The organism is Sphingomonas sp. 320_CC (assembly GCF_059691795.1).
In genome coordinates this window covers 753,806-771,072 of record NZ_JCAWAE010000001.1, presented here as the reverse complement: position 1 = coordinate 771,072, position 17,267 = coordinate 753,806, and the positions used below count along the sequence as shown (strand labels likewise).

Here is a 17,267-nt window from a genome sequence, read left to right as displayed (position 1 = left end):
AGCCGAAATAACGCCAGCGCCCTCGAAACTCTTAATAATTCGCGCGTGCCGCCTGAATCAACTTGCGCATCATGCCCATACCCTTTGGCCGATGCACCGTCGTCCGCTGCGGCGCGAGCCCGCGAAGGTCGATCGGGTTGGTCGCCGCATAGAAGGCCAACCCCGCTAGCGTCGCGAACGCCGGTCCGCCATGCGCTTCCGGCAGCGCGGTCAGGCCACGCGGTCGACCGATCCGCACCGACCGCCCGAGCGCCTGTTGCGCATAGTCGGCGATGCCCTTCAGCTCGGCACCACCGCCGGTCAGCACGACCTGACGCCCGACCGGCCCCTCGAACTTCAGCTTGGTGAGCGCGTTTCGCACTTCGCCCATCTGATGCTCGAGCCGCTGGCGGATCACGCCGATCAACTGCGCCTTGGTGATCTGAGCCCCCTCGCCCGCGCCGTCCTCGGCGGATATCGGCATGACCGGGATCATGTCGTGATTATCGCGAGGGCTGGCGTTGGCCGATCCGTGGAAGCACTTCATCCGCTCGGCATTCTGCCGCCGTGTGCCGAATGCGCTGGCGATATCGTCGGTAATGTCCTGCGCGCCGATGGGGATCGAGGTCAGCCCGACCAGCATGCCGCCGGCGAACAGCGACACGTTGGTGATCCCCGCCCCCATCTCGACCAGCGCGACGCCAAGCTCGCGCTCCTCGTCGCTGAGACACGCGAGCCCGGTCGCGACCGGCGAGGCGATGATCGACTTCACTTCGAGATGCGCCGATCGCACGCACAGATCGAGGTTGCGCACCGGCGAACCGTCCGCCGCGACGACATGGATATGCACACCAAGCCGATCCGCGTGCAGACCGAGCGGCGTCTTCACCCCCGTCAGCCCGTCGAGCGTATAGAGTGCCGGCTGCGCGTGCAGCACCATGCGGCCCTGCGGATCGATCGAGTTGCGCCCCGCAGCGAGCAACGCATCGATATCCTGCTGTTCGACGCGGTGGCCGCCAAGCTCGAACTCGACCTCGGCGACGTCGGACACGAGCCCGCCGGCCGAGAAACCGACCCAGACATTCTCGATGTTGATCCCCGCGATCCGCTCGGCCTGCTCGACCGCCTCGCGCACTGCCGCTTCGGTCGTCGCCATGTCGGCGATATAGCCGCGCTTGACGCCACGGCTCTCGCGCTGGCCGGTGCCGAGCACGATCAGCTCGCCGCCGTCCCCCTTCTGCGCGATCATCGCCGAAACCTTCGACGACCCGATATCGAGCGCCGTGATCAGCCCTTCCGGTGCCACCTTCGCCATGTCATCCCTCCCCGCCCGTTACGTTCGCGCCCGCCGTTTGCGACGGAGTATTCGTAGTCTCGCCCGTTGCCGGCACGCTTGCCCCCGCGCTGGCAGGTGCCGGCACGTCGACGCTGTGCGCCAGGCTCGCACCCGGTTTGCGCGCGACCAGCTTGGTCGGATCGCGCATGTCGAACCGGATCCATCCGCGCCCGAGCAGCGGCCGCGCGCCGTCCAGTTCGGCGAACTTCACCAGCGCGCGCGGCGCACCGTCTTCCGGCAGCGCCAACGTCTCGCCGCTCTCGAACGTCAAATCCCAGCGTCGATTGCCGACCCAGGTCGCTGCCTTCACGCGCGGCTTGAGCGCAGGCGCGGCGGCGAGCAGCGTCTGGTACGACGCCTCCTGCCGATCCGCGCCGGGCCCGATCACCAACGGCAAATTCGGGATCGCGTCGGGCTGGACCGGCTCCAGCAGCACGCCCGAAGAATCGATCAGCGTGAGCTGGCCGTTGTCCTGCCACACCGCGGCGGGGGTCCGCTCGACGATATCGACCAGCATCGTGTTCGGCAGCCGCCGCGACACATGCGCGTCCGCGATCCAGCCATAGCGCAGCAGCTTCTGCCGCACCGCCTCCAGGTCGACCGACAGCATCGACGTCTGGTTCTGCTTGTCCTCCAGCGCGACCGCATAGACCGACATTCGGTCCATCCGCTTGAGGCCGGTGACCTCGATCTGCTCGACCTTGAAGCCCGCGCGCCCGGCGCCCTCGGCCACCGCCGCGCCGATCATGCCGGGAATGCCGACCCACGTCGCCGCCGCGATCGCGACCGCACCACCCGCGCCGAGGATCGACCACGTCGCGATCTTGCGCAGCGTGTCCTCGCTGACCGGGAGCATCCCGACCAGCCGGTCCATCACCGACACCTTCTTGACCGCGACCTTCCGGCGCGGGGCGGGCCGCTTGGGCGGCGGACCTCGCTTGATCGTGCGGCTCATGGGGAGGGGTGATCCGCGATCGCCTCGTCGACGATCGCCTGGACCAGTTCGGCATAGCTCATGCCGATGTGCCGCGCCTGTTCGGGGACTAGGCTCAGCGGGGTCATGCCCGGCTGCGTGTTCACTTCGAGCAGGAACAGCCCGTCGACCCCGCGCTCGTCATCCCAGCGGAAGTCCGACCGCGACGCGCCCTTGCAGCCAAGCAAACGGTGCGCTTCGAGCGCGAGGCTCTTGCAGGCGTCGGTGATCTCGTCGGGAATCTCCGCCGGGCAGACGTGCACCGTCATCCCGTCGGTGTATTTCGCGTCGTAGTCGTACCAGCCGCTCTTGGGCTTCAACTCGGTCACGCCGAGCGCCTTGCCGCCGAGCACCGCGGTCGTCAGTTCGCGCCCACGGATATACGGCTCAGCGAGCAGTTCCTCGAACTCGCCCCACGGCCCAACGCTATCGCGCGCGATCGGATTGCCGTAATTGCCACTGTCGGTGACGATCGCCACCCCGACCGACGAGCCCTCGTTGACCGGCTTCAAAACATAAGGCCGAGCCATCGGATCGCCCTCGAACAGGTCCGCCGACTTGACGATCCGCCCACCTGGCATCGGCACGCCCGCGGGGACCAGCAACAGCTTGGTTAGCACCTTGTCGATCGCGATCACCGACGTCGCGAGCCCCGAATGCGTGTACCGCAGGCCCATCAGGTCGAGCAGACCCTGCACCGAACCGTCCTCGCCGGGAGTGCCGTGGAGCGCGTTGAACACGAGATCGGGCTTTGCCTCGGCGAGCTTGGCGGCAACATCCCGCCCCATATCGATGCGCGTGACCCGGTGGCCGAGCGACTCAAGCGCATCCGCACAGCCATTGCCCGACATCAGCGAAACCTCACGCTCCGCCGACCACCCGCCCATGAGCACCGCGATATGAAGAGCCGCACTCACTTCGCGACCCCTACCCGCTGGATTTCCCATTCCAACGTCACCCCCGAATGCACCTTCACTCTGTTCCGTACCTCTTCACCCAGCGCCTCGATCTCGGCGCTCGACGCGGACCCGAGGTTCAGCAGGAAATTGCAATGCTTCTCGCTGACCTGCGCATCACCGCGAGTCAGCCCCCGACACCCGGCCGCGTCGATCAACGCCCACGCCTTGTGCCCCGCGGGATTCTTGAACGTCGACCCGCCCGTCCGCGAACGGAGAGGCTGCGAAGCCTCACGCTCGGCGGCGATCCGGTCCATCTCCGCACCGATCACGGCTGGTTCGCCGGGCGTGCCGGAGAATACGGCTTCGACCACGACGGCTCCCGCGGGCAGGTCCGAATGACGATAGGTGAACCCGAGTTTCTCAGCGGACCAAGTCTCGACCGAACCGTCGCGCGTGACCACGGTAGCCTCAACCAGGATATCGCTGACATCCCGTCCATAAGCGCCCGCATTCATCCGCACAGCGCCACCAACAGTCCCCGGGATTCCGCGAAGAAACTCAAGCCCGGCAATTCCAGAATCGCGCGCGGCGCTGGCGACGGTGATGCCCATCGCACCAGCCCCAGCCCGAACGCGCCCGTCCTGCAAAGAAACCTTCGCCATCGCCTTGGGAAGACGCACCACGACCCCCGGCACGCCGCCATCGCGCACGATCAGGTTTGAGCCGACCCCGACCGGCAGCACGGGCATGGAGGGATCGAGATCGCGCAAATATGCCGCTAGATCGGCCGCCGTATCGGGTCGCACCAGGGTCTCTGCTGGCCCACCAGTCCGAAACCAAATGAAGGCCGCCAGCGAAGCCCCAGCCTCGACCTTGATTCCCCTCCCGCTTGCGGGAGGGGTTAGGGGAGGGAGTGACATAGCCGAGCCCGGGCCGTCGGAGGAGGCCGAAGCCCCTCCCCCGCCCCCTCCCGCAAGCGGAGCAGAAGCGCGAGCACTCACGCCAGCACCTTCGCACGTTCGGCAGCGATCGCGTCGGCGAGGCCAGCCGCCCACTTCGTGATGTCGCCAGCGCCGAGGCACACGACCATGTCATCCGCCTCGATCGTCGCCGCCAGTTCCACCGCCAGCGCGTCAGCGTCAGCAACCACACCCGCGAACCGGTGCCCGCGCCGCTTCAACCCCTCGACCAGAGCCGCCGCATCGACACCCTCCACAGGCGCCTCGCCCGCCGCGTAGACCGGCGTCACCAGCACCCGATCCGCGTCGTTGAACGCAGTCTGGAAGTCCTCCATCAGATTGCCAAGTCGCGAATACCGATGCGGCTGCACGACCGCGATCACACGACCCTTCACGCCCTCGCGAGCCGCCGCCAGCACGGCGCGAATCTCGACCGGATGATGCCCGTAATCGTCGATGATCGTGACACCAGCCACTTCGCCGACCTTGGTGAACCGCCGCTTCACGCCGCCGAACTTGGCAAACCCCTGCTGGATCGTCGCATCCGCAATTCCCAGTTCCAGAGCCACCCCGATCGCCGCCAGCGCGTTCTGCACGTTATGACGACCCGGCATCGGCATCTCGATTCCCATGATCGTCCGCGTCGCCCCATCACGCTCGCGCACCACGCAATCGAAGCGGTTGCCGCCCGGGACCGGCGTAACCTCGACGCCGCGGACATCCGCCTGCGCCGAGAAACCGTACGTCACCACGCGACGATCGCGCACCCGCGGCAGGATCCCCTGCACCTCCGGATGATCGAGACACAGCAACGCCGCGCCATAGAACGGCACGTTCTCGACGAACTCGACGAACGCATCCTTCACTGCGTCGAACGAGCCGTAATGATCGAGATGCTCCGGATCGATGTTGGTAACGACCGCGATCGTGCCGTCGAGCCGCAGGAAGCTGCCATCGCTCTCGTCCGCCTCGACGACCATCCAGTCGCTCGCGCCCAGCCGCGCGTTCGAGCCGTACGAGTTGATGATCCCGCCATTGATGACCGTCGGATCGACCCCGCCCGCATCGAGCAATGCTGCAACCATGCTGGTCGTCGTCGTCTTGCCATGTGTGCCCGCGACCGCGACGGTCGACTTCAACCGCATCAATTCGGCCAGCATTTCAGCGCGCCGCACCACTGGTACGCGCGCGTTCAATGCCGCCTCGACCTCGGGGTTCGAGCGCACGATCGCGGTCGAGACGACCACCACCGCGGCATCGCCGATGTTAGACGCGGCATGGCCGATCGCCACCGGAATGCCCTTGTCGCGCAACCCCTGCACGACATAGCCCTCGGCCACGTCCGACCCCTGCACGCGGTAGCCGAGGTTCTTCATCACCTCGGCGATGCCCGACATGCCGATCCCACCGATGCCGACGAAGTGGATCGTGCCGATATCCGTTGCGACACCCTTCATGCGAACTGCGCCTTGGGCTTCGAGGGCGCGCCGACCGGAATCCGCGACAACGGTGCATCCAGGCTCTCGACCAGATCGGCCAGATCGCTCGCCGCATTCGGCCGCCCGCAACTCCGCGCGCGGCCCGCCGCATTCTGCAACGCCGCTGGATCGAGCCCGAGTTTCTGCATCTGCTTGGCCAGTTCCACTGCGGTAAAGTCTCCCTGCGCGATCGTCCGCGCGCCGCCCGCCCGCGTGATCTCGCGCGCGTTCACGGTCTGATGATCGTCGGTCGCACCTGGCAGAGGCACCAGGATCGCCGGACGCCCCGCCGCGGTCAGTTCCGAAATCGTCGAAGCGCCTGCACGCGCAATCACTAGATGCGCCCAGGCCAGTTGCTCGGGCATATCGGGTAGATACGTTGCCAGCTCGGCCGGAATATGATGCTCGGCATACTTGGCGCGGACCGCGTCGATATCCTCGATCCGCGCCTGATGCGTCACCTGCAACCGCCGCCGAAACGTCACCGGCAGCATCGCCAGACCGTCGGGCACGACTTGGCTCAGGATGCTCGCACCCTGGCTGCCACCCGTCACGAGCACGCGAAAAATCCCGTCTTCCTCCAGCAACGGATACGGCCGCGAGCGCAGCGCCAGCACTGCCTCGCGCACCGGGTTGCCGACCAGATGCGCCTTGCCCAGCAGCTTCGGCGCGAGGCGCTCGGTCGGCTCGGACGAGGTCGCGATCGCATCGACGCGCCCCGCGACGAAACGGTTCACGCGACCCAGCACCGCGTTCTGCTCATGCACCGCGGTCGGAATCTTGTCCGCGAACGCCGCCAGCAACGCCGGCAACGCAGGATAGCCGCCAAAGCCGATCACCGCGGCGGGCTTGAAGGTCCGGTACAGCTCGCGCGCCATTGCCCGCCCGCGCCACATCTCCCGCGTGGCCCGGGCCCAACCGAGCGGCCCGCCGGTAAAGCGCCCAGCCGGCAGGACATGCGTCTGGATGTCCTCGAACAGCCCCGGAAAGCGCACGCCGCGCGCATCGCTGACCAGCGCGACGCGGTGGCCGCGCTTGGTCAGCTCGGCCGCGAGCGCCGCAGCCGGGACCATGTGTCCGCCGGTGCCACCGGCTGCTAGGACATAATGCTTACTCATTCACCACTCCAGCGGACGACATAGGGGCTCCGCGTGAGAAACGGATTGCGTCGGGTAAACGCCAGCAGCAACCCCATGCCGACCGACAACGCGATCATCGACGACCCGCCATAGCTGATGAACGGTAGCGTCATACCCTTCGAGGGCGCGAGACCGGTGTTCACCGCCATGCTCACCAGCGCCTGCGCACCGAACTGTGTCGCCAACCCGGCGGAGGCGAGCAGCTTGAATTCGTCTTGCTCGTCCAGCAGCTTGACGAACACGCGCACGACGATCGCGAGGAAGATCACGGCGATCACCGAGCACGCGATCAGCCCGAACTCCTCGCCGATCACCGAGAAGATATAGTCGGTATGCGCCTCGGGCAGCCCAAATTTCGCCGCACCCGCGCCGGGGCCTGTGCCGGTCCAGCCGCCCGCGGTCAGCGTATTATGCGCCGCATTCGTCTGAAAATGGTCGCCCGCGCCCTCGCCCTCGACACCCGGAAACAGGAACGCATCGATCCGCGACCGCGCCACGCCGTAGAAGACATAGGCGGCAATCAGCCCCGCCGGCGCCATCGCGACAAGGCCGAGCATAACCTTGGCCGGCGTCCCCGCGATCATCAGCAGCGCCATCCACACCGAGCAGAAGATAATCGTCTGGCCGAAATCGGGTTGCAACATCAACAGCACCGCGACGCCCGCGGTCATCGCGCCGGTGATCAGCACAGTCGGCAGCTCGGCATCCTTCGCGCGCAGCGACAACAGCCACGCGACCGTGACGATGAACAGCGGCTTCAGGAACTCGGAAGGCTGGAACTGCGCGAAACCGACGCCGAGCCAGCGCCGTGCGCCATTCGCCTCGACCCCGATAAACGGCGTCACCATCAGCATCAGCACGAACAGCGCGCACCCGCCGATCGCCATCCGCCGCGCCATCGAGACGGGCATCATCGACACGCCGAACAGCACGGGCAAGGACACGCCGACCCACATCAACTGCCGCCAGAAATAGTAGAGCGGCGCGATCTTGTGATGCTCGCCCGAATAGCGAACCGCGCTCGCCGGCGATGCGGCGGCGACCGCAATCAGGCCGATCGCGATCAGGAACAGCGTCAGCAGCAGGAGCATCCGGTCGATATCCCAGAACCACGTGCCGAGCGGCGACTGATCGCCCCGCCCGCCGCGCCGCTTCATCTTGGCGACGATGCTGGTCTTCGGTGTGCCCATGTCAATGGTTCCAGCGCGGATATCGGTCATGCCAGCGACTCCACCGCGGCGCGGAACGCGGCCCCGCGCGCTTCGTAATCGCGAAACTGGTCGAAGCTAGCACAGGCGGGGGATAACAAAACAGTGTCGCCGGGCTTGGCGTTTGCGGCGGCAGTGCGGACCGCTGCGTCGAGCGTACCGACGTTCTCGACGGGCATGGAATCTTTCAGGATTTCGGCGAACTTCGGGCCAGCCTCGCCGATCGTGTAGGCGTGGACGACGTGGCCGAAGGCGGGCTTGCAGGCGTCGAGGTCGTCGCCCTTCGCGCGCCCACCGACGATCCAGTGAACCCGGTCGAACGCGGCAAGTGCAGGCGCGGTACTCTCGGGATTGGTCGCCTTGCTGTCGTCGACATAGGCAACGCCGTCATATGAGGCGATCTGCTCCATGCGGTGGGGAAGGCCGGTGAAGCTCGTGAGGCCACGGTCGATATCGACTTCGCTTACACCCAGCGCCTTGACCACGGCGATCGCGGCGAGTGCGTTCTGAGCGTTGTGCGGGCCCTGGAGCGTCGGCCAGTTGCCCTGATCCATGCACACGCCCGGGGCGATCTTGGTCAGGTGCTCGCCCTTCGACGACAGCCCACGCGCGATCTCGGCGGACGGCGCATCGGCGATGCCGATGACCGCGTCATGCTCGGCAGACTGCATCGCGAACAGCCTCGCCTTGGAGGCCGCATAACCCTCGAAGCCGTCATAGCGGTCGAGATGGTCCGGCGTGATGTTCAGCAGCACCGCGACGTCGCAATCGAGCGTCTGCGTCAGGTCGATCTGGTAGCTCGACAGTTCGAGCACATAGACGCCGCCCTCCGGGAGCGCTTCCTGTTCGAGGATCGGCAGGCCGATGTTGCCGCCCATCAGCGTGGGGATGCCGGCGGTCTTGAGGATGTGGTGGACGAGCGCGGTGGTGGTCGACTTGCCGTTGGTGCCGGTGATGCCGACGACCTTGTGCGGGGGGAGGTCTGCGCGGGCCTGCGCGAAGAGCTCGATGTCGCCGATTACGGGGACGCCTGCCGCGCGCGCCGCGGCGGCAAGCGGATGCGTGTTCAACGGCACTCCCGGCGACACGACCAAAGCGTCGAATCCCGAAAGATCATCGAGCGGCGCGACTTCTAAGAGCCCTCTCCCCTGCGGGGAGAGGGTTGGGTGAGGGGCTGTCCCAGGCGCAGCATTGCTGGGCTGCCCCTCACCCCAACCCTCTCCCCGCAGGGGAGAGGGAGCAAAGACGGCACGCTTCGACTCGTCCGAGTCCCACGCGACGACCTGCGCCCCACCAGCCACCAACGCCCGCACAGTCGCAGCCCCGGACCGCGCCAGCCCCAGCACCGCATAGCGTTTCCCGCGCCAGGCCTGCGCAACAATCACCGCAGCTTCAACGTCGAAAGGCCGACCAGCGCCAGCACCAGCGCGATGATCCAGAAGCGGATCACGACGGTCGCCTCGGCCCAGCCGAGCTGTTCGAAATGATGGTGGATCGGCGCCATCCGGAACACACGCTTGCCGGTGCGCTTGTAGAAGAACACCTGGATGATCACCGACAGCGCCTCGATCACGAACAGGCCGCCGATGATCCCCAGCACGATCTCATGGTGCGCGACGACCGCGATCGTCCCCAGCGCACCTCCCAGAGCCAGCGACCCGGTATCGCCCATGAACACCGCGGCCGGCGGCGCATTGAACCACAGGAACGCCAAGCCAGCCCCAACGATTGCCCCACAGAAGATCGCCAGTTCACCCGCGCGAGGCACATGCGGAATGCCGAGGTAATCGGCGAACTTCACGTTTCCGACGAGGTACACGATCACCATGAACGCGACGCTGGCGATGATCACCGGCATCGTCGCCAGCCCGTCGAGCCCGTCCGTCAGGTTCACCGCATTACCGAACGACACGATCGTGAACGCCGCGAACACCGGGAAGAACCAGCCCAGATCCAGATACATGCGCGAGGTGAACGGCAGATACAGATGCGGACCGTTCTGCGACATGATGATCGTCGCGGCGACACCGGCGATGATGAACTCGAGCAATAGACGCGTGCGCCCGCTAATCCCCGCGGTGCTCGCCTTGCGCACCTTGTCATAGTCGTCGAGGAACCCGATCGTCCCGAAGCCGAGCGTCACGAACAGGCAAGCCCAGACATACGGGTTGCTCAGGTCCATCCACAGGAAGATGGCGAGGCACATCGAGGTCAGGATCATCAGCCCGCCCATCGTCGGCGTGCCGCGCTTCGACAGGTGCGACTGCGGGCCGTCGGCGCGGATCGGCTGGCCCTTGCCCTGCCGCACGCGCAACCAGCCGATGAACTTCGGCCCGATGATCAGGCCGATGATCAACGCGGTCGCGACCGCACCCCCGGTCCGCACCGTCTGATAGCGGATGAGGTTCAGCAGGCCGGGAAACCCCAGATGCTCGGCGAGCCAGTACAACATTCAGTTAATCCCGCCTTTGAGGCCAGCCTGGAGACCCGCTACGACGCGCGCGAGGCCAACCCCGTTCGATCCCTTGACGAGCACGACATCGCCCGGCGCCAGGATCGTCCGTAACGACGCGAGCGCGGCCGCAGCGTCGCCCACATGGACGGTTTCGATCTGTCCCTCAAGCACCTGTGCTAGCGGCGCCATCGCTTCACCGGCGAGCAGCGCCATTTCGACGCGCGCGGCGAGGATCGGCTCGGCCAGAGCCGCGTGATAGTCATCGGAGCTCTCGCCCAGTTCGCGCATCTCGCCGAGCACCGCGATGTGGCGGCCGAGTTCATGCCCGAGGACGCTGAGCGTCGCGCGCATCGAGGCTGGGTTGGCGTTGTAGCTTTCGTCGATCACAAGCGCCTGGCCTTCGCCAACGGTAACCAGCGACCGCGCGCCACGGCCTTGCAGCCCACCGAGTTCGGCAAGTGCCAGCCCGGCCAATCCAAGATCACTGCCGGCCGCCTGCACGCACGCCAGCACGCCGAGCGCGTTCGATACCCAATGCGCGCCGGGCTGCGCGATCGTGAAGCTCAGCTCGTGCTCCGCCCCCTGCCCCATCCGCGCGGTGACGAACGTCCCCCCGGTCGGCAGCCGCATCGCCTCGATCGCGCGGACATCGGCGCCCTTTTCGCTGCCGAACGTCACGATGTGCGCGGCGTGTGGTGCGGCGTGTCCGAGCAGTCGGTCGCGGTGCGGGCTGTCATAGGGCACGATCGCAGTCCCGCCCGGTTCGAGCCCGGCAAAGATCTCCCCCTTGGCATCAGCGATCGCACTTTCGTCTGGGAAGAACGCGGTATGCGCGGGCGCAATCGCGGTGATCATAGCGATGTGTGGCCGGACGAGCTGCGTCAGTTCGGCGAGTTCGCCGGCATGGTTCATCCCCATCTCGAACACGCCGAACTTCGCGTCGCGCGGCATGCGCGCGAGGCTGAGCGGGACGCCGGTGTGGTTGTTGTAGCTTTTGACCGAGCGGTGCACGTCGCCGGGTGCGGCGCGGTCGAGGCAGGCGAACAGCGCTTCCTTGGCGCTGGTCTTGCCGACGGAGCCGGTGACGCCGATGATCTTCGCTCCGCTCCGAGCCCGGCTCGCCTGCCCAAGCGCCTGGAGGGCGACGAAGCTGTCGGCGACTAGAACGTGCGGATGGTCGCAGGGTTCGGACACGATCGCCCCAGCTGCGCCTTGGATAAAGGCTTGGTCGAGGAAGCGGTGGCCATCGCTGGCCTCGCCCTTCATCGCGATGAAGAGGTCGCCCGGGCCAACCTCGCGCGAGTCGAACGCAACGCCGCTGACGGAGAAGTCGCCTGACGCCATGCCACCGGTAGCGGTCGCGATCTCGAGTGAAGTCCAAAGACTCACTGCTCCCCTCCCGCCTGCGGGAGGGGTCGGGGGAGGGGCTGACCAAACAGACCGGACGCCAGTACATACGTCGCGCCCTCCCCTAGCCCCTCCCGCAGGCGGGAGGGGAATGCCGATGTCGTGCCCTTCACGCCGCGCACTCCCGTGCCACGGTCACGTCGTCGAACGGCAGGACCATGTCGCCGACGATCTGTCCCTGCTCGTGGCCCTTCCCCGCGATCAGCACGATGTCCTCCGGGCCAGCGTCGCACACCGCAGCGCCAATCGCCGCCCGCCGGTCGCCAATTTCCTCAGCCCCGCGCGCACCCTTCAGCACATCGCACCGGATCGCTCGAGCGTCCTCGGTCCGCGGATTATCGTCGGTCACGATGACACGGTCCGCATGCTGCACCGCGACCTGCCCCATCGTCTCGCGCTTGCCCGTATCCCGGTCGCCACCTGCCCCGAACACCACGATCAGTTTCCCGCCAGCATGCGGCTTGAGCGCAGCGATCGCAGCTTCCAGCGCATCGGGAGTATGCGCGTAATCCACGTACACCGGCGCACCCGACTTCGCGATCACTGCGCGTTCGAGCCGCCCGCGCACGGGCTGCAACCGCGCGAGATTGGCGATCGTCGCGGCCACTTCGCCGCCGGTCGCGATTACCAGCCCAGCTGAGACCAAGGCATTCGCTGCCTGATAGGCTCCGATCAGCGGCAAGGTGACCTTGTACGTCTGACCCTCCGCCTCGATCGTCAGCCCCTGCCCCAGCAAGGTCGGATCGCGCCCGACCAGCCGCAACGTCTCGCCCTGCGTACCGACCGTGACCAGCCGGTTGCCACGCTCGCGTGCTAGGTCGATCACCCGCGCCGACTGCGGATCGTCCGCCCACACCACCGCCGCACCGTCCGTCGAAAGCACTTCGGAGAACAACCGGATCTTGGCCGTAAAATACGCCGCCATGTCGCCGTGATAATCGAGATGATCGCGGCTGAGGTTCGTGAACGCCGCAGCGGCCACCTTCAGCCCCTCGGTCCGATACTGTGTCAGCCCGTGGCTAGATGCCTCGAACGCCAGATGCGTCACGCCCTCACGTGCAAGCCCAGCCACGTTCGACAGGAACGTCACAACATCCGGCGTGGTCAGCCCGGTCGTAACCCGCTCGTCGGCCGTCGTCACGCCAAGCGTGCCGATCGAAGCCGCATGAAAACCGGCCATCCGCCACAACTGCCGCGTCATCTCGACGCACGACGTCTTCCCGTTCGTGCCGGTAATCGCCACCGACGTCTCAGGGAACGGCGCGAAGAACTTCGCGGCCAGTTGCGCGAACCGCTCGCGCGGGTTGTCGTCGGTGATGTAGGTGGCACCCTCGACCGTCAGCCCATGTCGCGCCACCACCGCGATCGCGCCCGAGCGGATCGCGTCGTCGATATAGTCCTCGCCATTCACGCGCGCGCCTTCGAACGCGCCGAACACCGTGCCCGGCGCGACCTTGCGGTGATCGATCGCGAACCCCGTCACCTGCGCCTCTTCCGTCCCGTCGGTCAGCGCTGCGAGTTTCATGCAATAGTCCTCATTGCCCGGTCGGCTGTGTACGCGACGGGTCCTGCCACAAAGTCGGCAGGATGTCAGACACGTCGATGTCGCGGTGCGCGTCGGGCACCACGCCCAGAATTGCCCCGACACGCGAGATCGTGCGGCCGACCACCGGCGCGGTATTCCACGCCGCGGTCTTCCATCCGGCGGTTTCCTTGGTCCCGAGCGGCGAATCGAGCATCGCCAGCACGACATAGCGCGGCGCATCCATCGGGAACGCCGCGGCAAACGTCGCCACGTTGCGCGAATGATCGTAGCCGCCGGACACCGCCGCCTCGGCCGTCCCGGTCTTGCCGCCGACGCGGTAGCCCGGCGCATCGCCCTTGCGACCCGTCCCGCGCTGCACGATCAGCCGCAGCATCTGCCGCATCCGCGCGCTGGTCTGCTCGCTGATGACGCGACGACCCGCAACCGCATGACCCGGCGCGACCTTCAGCAGCGTCGCCGGCCGCCAGATCCCACCGTTGACCAACGCGGCATAGGCGCTTGCCAGATGCAGCGGGGTCACCGCGATGCCGTGGCCGTAGGCGGTGGTCATCGTCGTCGTGCGCGCCCAGTATTTCGGCCACAACGGACGGCCCTTCTCGCGCAGTTCGATATCGGGCTTGGTATCGAAGCCCAATTTCTTGAACATCGCCTGCATCTTCGCGGGCCCGACCTCGTCGGCCACGCGTGCGGTGGCGATGTTGGACGAGTAGATCAGCGTCTCGGCCATGTTCAGCCACCGCTTCGGATCGCCGCGCTCGTCGTGGATCGTGAAGCGGCCGACCTGAAGCGGATGCGTCGCGTCGAACCGCCGCGCGAACGATGTGACGACACCCGTATCCATCGCCGTCGCCATCGTGATCGGCTTGAACGTCGAGCCAAGCTCGAACACGCTCTGCGTCGTGATGTTGCGGAGCTGTTCGCTGCCCGACATGCCGACGCGGTTGGGGTTGAACGTCGGCAGCGAGACCATCGCGATCACTTCGCCGGTCGCGACGTCGAGGACGATGCCGCCAGCGCCGCGGGCGGAAAACGTCGTCATCGCGCGGCCGAGTTCGCTTTCCATCGCCGCCTGGACGCGGTTGTCGAGCGACAGCGCGACGGGCGTACCGTTGAGCGCAGGATTGGTCAGCCGCTCGTCGAGCACGCGCTCCATCCCGCTCATGCCGTGACCCGCGGTCGACAGGAAGCCGAGTGCGTGCGCCGCCATCGTCGACTGTGGGTACAGTCGTTGCGTATCGCGGTCGAACACGATCGCGGGCTCACCGATCGCGTTGACCTGCTCGACCAGCGCCGGCGACGCGCGCCGCTGAAGATAGATGAAGCTCTTCCCCGACGTCAGCAGCGCATAATAATGCGCCTGGTCACCCGCTTCGGGCATCAGCGCGGCGAGCTTGCTGGCGATCTCGGTCGGATCGCCGATCAGCTTCTTCGGGTGGACCGCGATCGTCCACGCATCGATCGTCCGCGCGAGCGGCGCGCCGTTGCGATCGACGATGTCGCCGCGCGCCGCGATCGCCGCCGAGCGCGCCTGCGGATCGGCGAGCGACGCCTGCACCGCCAGCATTCCGAGCCGACCGACCACCACCAGCACCGCTGCTCCGAACAGGAACATCAGCATCATCAGGCGCGTGTGCGCCGTCGCCACCAGTGCATGACGCTGGTTGGCGCTACGTTGCTGCGAGACGGGCCGGGCGACCAAGGCGGTCACCGCCGCTTACGGCTCTCGGAGCGGGCGCCGCTCATGATGTCACCCAGCGTCGTGTCGGACAACAGCTTCCGGTCGAGCATCGCCACTGCCTGCGGACGGACCTTCGCGACGGCGGCGAGGCGTTCGGTCTTGGCGGCACGGACAAGTGCGGCCTCGGCGGAGCGCGGCGTCGATACCGACGCGCGGATCACGACCGGCTTCAGCGCGGTCTTGGACGCAGCCTGGATCGCGACGTTCATCGCACGCGGCGCGGTAACCTGCGCCATCTGGACCGGGGCGACGGGCGCAAGCTTCACGACGGGCGGAGCAGCGGTAACCGGGACGATCGAGGTGGAAACGACGGACCCCGCCCCCGACGGCACCAGCAGCGCGGCGGTCTGGACCCCGTCCGCGCGCAGGCTGTTGACGTCGAGCGCCGCAAGCGCGGCCTCGCTCACGACGAACTGCCCCGCGGTCGGGGCCGACAGCGCCAGCGTGTCACCGTTCCAGCGCTCAAGCTGGGCCAGATTGCCCCGCGTGTCGAACTCGGTTTCCAGCGCGCGGATGTCGCGCTGCGCGGAGCGGATCTGACCATTGACCGCCTCCAGCTTCTTGCGCTCGGCGGCGACCTGCAGCGACACGAGGTAGAAACCGAGCACGACGGCCACGCAGCCCCCGAACCAGCCCACACCCTTCATCCGATACGCCGCCGTCATGTCGTCACCTCTTCCGTCCAGGGTTGCGCGGAGGTCCGCCGCGCCGTCCGTAATGTCGCCGAGCGCGCGCGCGGGTTGCGTGCGATCTCGGCCTCGCCGGCGCGAACACCGCGGCCGACATGAGAAAAACTAGGTTCCGCAACGGCTTTCACCTGCGGAAGATGACGCGAACCTGAAGGAGAGCCCCCGGAACGCGTGCGCAGGAAGCGCTTCACCATCCGGTCCTCGAGGCTGTGGAACGTCACGATGGCCAGGCGTCCGCCGGGCTTCAGCACGCGTTCGGCCGCCAGCAATCCGTCGGCTAGCTCGCCCAGTTCACGGTTCACGTGGATCCGGATCGCCTGGAACGCGCGCGTCGCGGGGTCCTTCTTGTCGTGCGCCTTGTAGCCGAGCGCGCGGCGGACGATGTGCGCCAGCTCGCCGGTCCGCGTCAGCGGGCGCGCCGCGACGATCGCGCGGGCGACACGCCGCGACTTGGGCTCGTCGCCATATTGATACAGCACGTCGGCGATCTCGTTCTCGTCCGCCTCGTTGACGAAGTCCGCCGCCGACATGCCGGCCTGCGCCATCCGCATGTCGAGCGGGCCATCCGACTGGAACGAGAAGCCGCGCTCGGCTTGGTCGAGCTGCATCGACGACACGCCGATATCGAGCGTCACGCCGTCCACCGGCGCGAGGCCGCGCGCTTCGAGTTCGGACGCCATTGCCGAGAAGTCCGCGGCGATCAGCGTCAGGCCTTCTTCGGCCTCTTCCATCGCGCGACCATTGGCGATCGCGTCTGGATCGCGGTCGAACGCGACGATCCGCGCGCCCGACTTGAGCAACGCCAGCGTATAGCCGCCCGCACCGAACGTGCCGTCGACCATCGTCTCGCCGAGCTCAGGGGAAAGCGCGGCAAGGACTTCGTCGAGCAGGACGGGAATATGCGGAGCGTCGGGGGAACTCACAGCTGCACCCCCTTCTCGGCCATGTAGAAGCGCGCCATCTCCTTGACGACGGGGGGCATGCCGTCGGTGGCGATCAGCGTCGCGGGGTCCCAGATCTCGATGTAATCGAGCACGCCATAGAAGAACGCATGGCCCTTGATGCCCGCATAGAAGCGCGGGAACGCGGGCATGATGAAGCGACCGGAGCCGTCGAACGGCACCGCTTCGCCGGACGCGGCGGCGCGCTTGATGTTGTAGTCGTACTCGCCGTTCTCGGACGTGTTCTCGGATTCGCGGCGATCGAGGCGCTCGGCGAGAATGTCGACGTAACCGGGATCGTACGCGACCAGGCAGCGATTCTTCTGATGCGCGCCGATGATGATGGTCCCGCCGTCCTTGCCGTTCGCCTTGGGCGCATTTGCCGAGAGCATCGTGCGGAGTGCCGAGGGGATGGCTACCCGGCCCTTGTCGTCGACAAGGCCGATACCGTCTCCTTGATAGCGACCCCGTACCGACACGCCAAAACCCTTCGAACTGGCGCGCACGCTTCACCGCTTCG

At 66.9% G+C, this 17,267-nt stretch carries 15 protein-coding genes; all 15 read right to left on the bottom strand.

What is annotated here, in order from left to right; genetic code table 11:
* Positions 1 to 31 precede the first annotated feature (31 nt).
* The 15 genes from ftsA to AC59GX_RS03500 all read right to left on the bottom strand — a co-directional run bounded on the left by ftsA (position 32) and on the right by AC59GX_RS03500 (position 17,226).
* On the bottom strand, positions 32 to 1,294 hold the full coding sequence (ftsA, locus tag AC59GX_RS03570) for a cell division protein FtsA (RefSeq protein WP_056051322.1): 1,263 nt from the start codon (positions 1,292 to 1,294) through the stop codon (positions 32 to 34).
* 1 nt (position 1,295) lies between these two features.
* Positions 1,296 to 2,270 carry a cell division protein FtsQ/DivIB gene (locus AC59GX_RS03565; RefSeq protein WP_107961708.1) on the bottom strand — a complete coding sequence of 325 codons (975 nt, stop codon included), beginning with the start codon at positions 2,268 to 2,270 and terminating at the stop codon, positions 1,296 to 1,298.
* The gene (locus tag AC59GX_RS03560) at positions 2,267 to 3,205 is read right to left on the bottom strand and encodes a D-alanine--D-alanine ligase (RefSeq protein WP_426280957.1); all 939 of its coding nucleotides are present in this window, start codon (positions 3,203 to 3,205) and stop codon (positions 2,267 to 2,269) included. Before AC59GX_RS03560 ends, AC59GX_RS03565 begins: the two co-directional genes overlap by 4 nt.
* On the bottom strand, positions 3,202 to 4,107 hold the full coding sequence (gene murB, locus AC59GX_RS03555) for a UDP-N-acetylmuramate dehydrogenase (RefSeq protein WP_426280958.1): 906 nt from the start codon (positions 4,105 to 4,107) through the stop codon (positions 3,202 to 3,204). The genes AC59GX_RS03560 and murB overlap by 4 nt, the downstream gene beginning before the upstream one ends.
* A 77-nt stretch (positions 4,108 to 4,184) precedes the next feature.
* The gene (gene murC, locus AC59GX_RS03550) at positions 4,185 to 5,603 is read right to left on the bottom strand and encodes a UDP-N-acetylmuramate--L-alanine ligase (RefSeq protein ID WP_426280959.1); all 1,419 of its coding nucleotides are present in this window, start codon (positions 5,601 to 5,603) and stop codon (positions 4,185 to 4,187) included.
* A complete protein-coding gene (murG, locus tag AC59GX_RS03545) occupies positions 5,600 to 6,742 on the bottom strand; it encodes an undecaprenyldiphospho-muramoylpentapeptide beta-N-acetylglucosaminyltransferase (protein ID WP_056486645.1) in 1,143 nt (380 codons plus the stop codon). The genes murC and murG overlap by 4 nt, the downstream gene beginning before the upstream one ends.
* Positions 6,739 to 7,920 carry an FtsW/RodA/SpoVE family cell cycle protein gene (locus AC59GX_RS03540; RefSeq protein WP_060526809.1) on the bottom strand — a complete coding sequence of 394 codons (1,182 nt, stop codon included), beginning with the start codon at positions 7,918 to 7,920 and terminating at the stop codon, positions 6,739 to 6,741. The genes murG and AC59GX_RS03540 overlap by 4 nt, the downstream gene beginning before the upstream one ends.
* A gap of 59 nt (positions 7,921 to 7,979) precedes the next feature.
* The gene (gene murD, locus AC59GX_RS03535; protein WP_497300827.1) at positions 7,980 to 9,356 is read right to left on the bottom strand and encodes a UDP-N-acetylmuramoyl-L-alanine--D-glutamate ligase; all 1,377 of its coding nucleotides are present in this window, start codon (positions 9,354 to 9,356) and stop codon (positions 7,980 to 7,982) included.
* A complete protein-coding gene (gene mraY, locus AC59GX_RS03530) occupies positions 9,353 to 10,423 on the bottom strand; it encodes a phospho-N-acetylmuramoyl-pentapeptide-transferase (protein WP_056051331.1) in 1,071 nt (356 codons plus the stop codon). The genes murD and mraY overlap by 4 nt, the downstream gene beginning before the upstream one ends.
* A complete protein-coding gene (locus AC59GX_RS03525; protein ID WP_497300826.1) occupies positions 10,424 to 11,815 on the bottom strand; it encodes a UDP-N-acetylmuramoyl-tripeptide--D-alanyl-D-alanine ligase in 1,392 nt (463 codons plus the stop codon).
* Between the two features lie 127 nt (positions 11,816 to 11,942).
* Positions 11,943 to 13,358 (bottom strand): UDP-N-acetylmuramoyl-L-alanyl-D-glutamate--2,6-diaminopimelate ligase, encoded by a 1,416-nt coding sequence (locus tag AC59GX_RS03520; RefSeq protein WP_497300825.1) that lies wholly within the window; start codon positions 13,356 to 13,358, stop codon positions 11,943 to 11,945.
* Positions 13,359 to 13,368: 10 nt separating this feature from the next.
* Positions 13,369 to 15,087 (bottom strand): peptidoglycan D,D-transpeptidase FtsI family protein, encoded by a 1,719-nt coding sequence (locus AC59GX_RS03515; RefSeq protein ID WP_056486659.1) that lies wholly within the window; start codon positions 15,085 to 15,087, stop codon positions 13,369 to 13,371.
* The gene (locus AC59GX_RS03510; RefSeq protein WP_277982332.1) at positions 15,084 to 15,782 is read right to left on the bottom strand and encodes a hypothetical protein; all 699 of its coding nucleotides are present in this window, start codon (positions 15,780 to 15,782) and stop codon (positions 15,084 to 15,086) included. Before AC59GX_RS03510 ends, AC59GX_RS03515 begins: the two co-directional genes overlap by 4 nt.
* Positions 15,779 to 16,729, bottom strand: coding sequence for a 16S rRNA (cytosine(1402)-N(4))-methyltransferase RsmH (gene rsmH / locus AC59GX_RS03505; protein ID WP_426280965.1), 951 nt, complete (start codon positions 16,727 to 16,729; stop codon positions 15,779 to 15,781). The genes AC59GX_RS03510 and rsmH overlap by 4 nt, the downstream gene beginning before the upstream one ends.
* Positions 16,726 to 17,226 carry a division/cell wall cluster transcriptional repressor MraZ gene (locus AC59GX_RS03500; RefSeq protein WP_107952158.1) on the bottom strand — a complete coding sequence of 167 codons (501 nt, stop codon included), beginning with the start codon at positions 17,224 to 17,226 and terminating at the stop codon, positions 16,726 to 16,728. The genes rsmH and AC59GX_RS03500 overlap by 4 nt, the downstream gene beginning before the upstream one ends.
* Positions 17,227 to 17,267 lie beyond the last annotated feature (41 nt).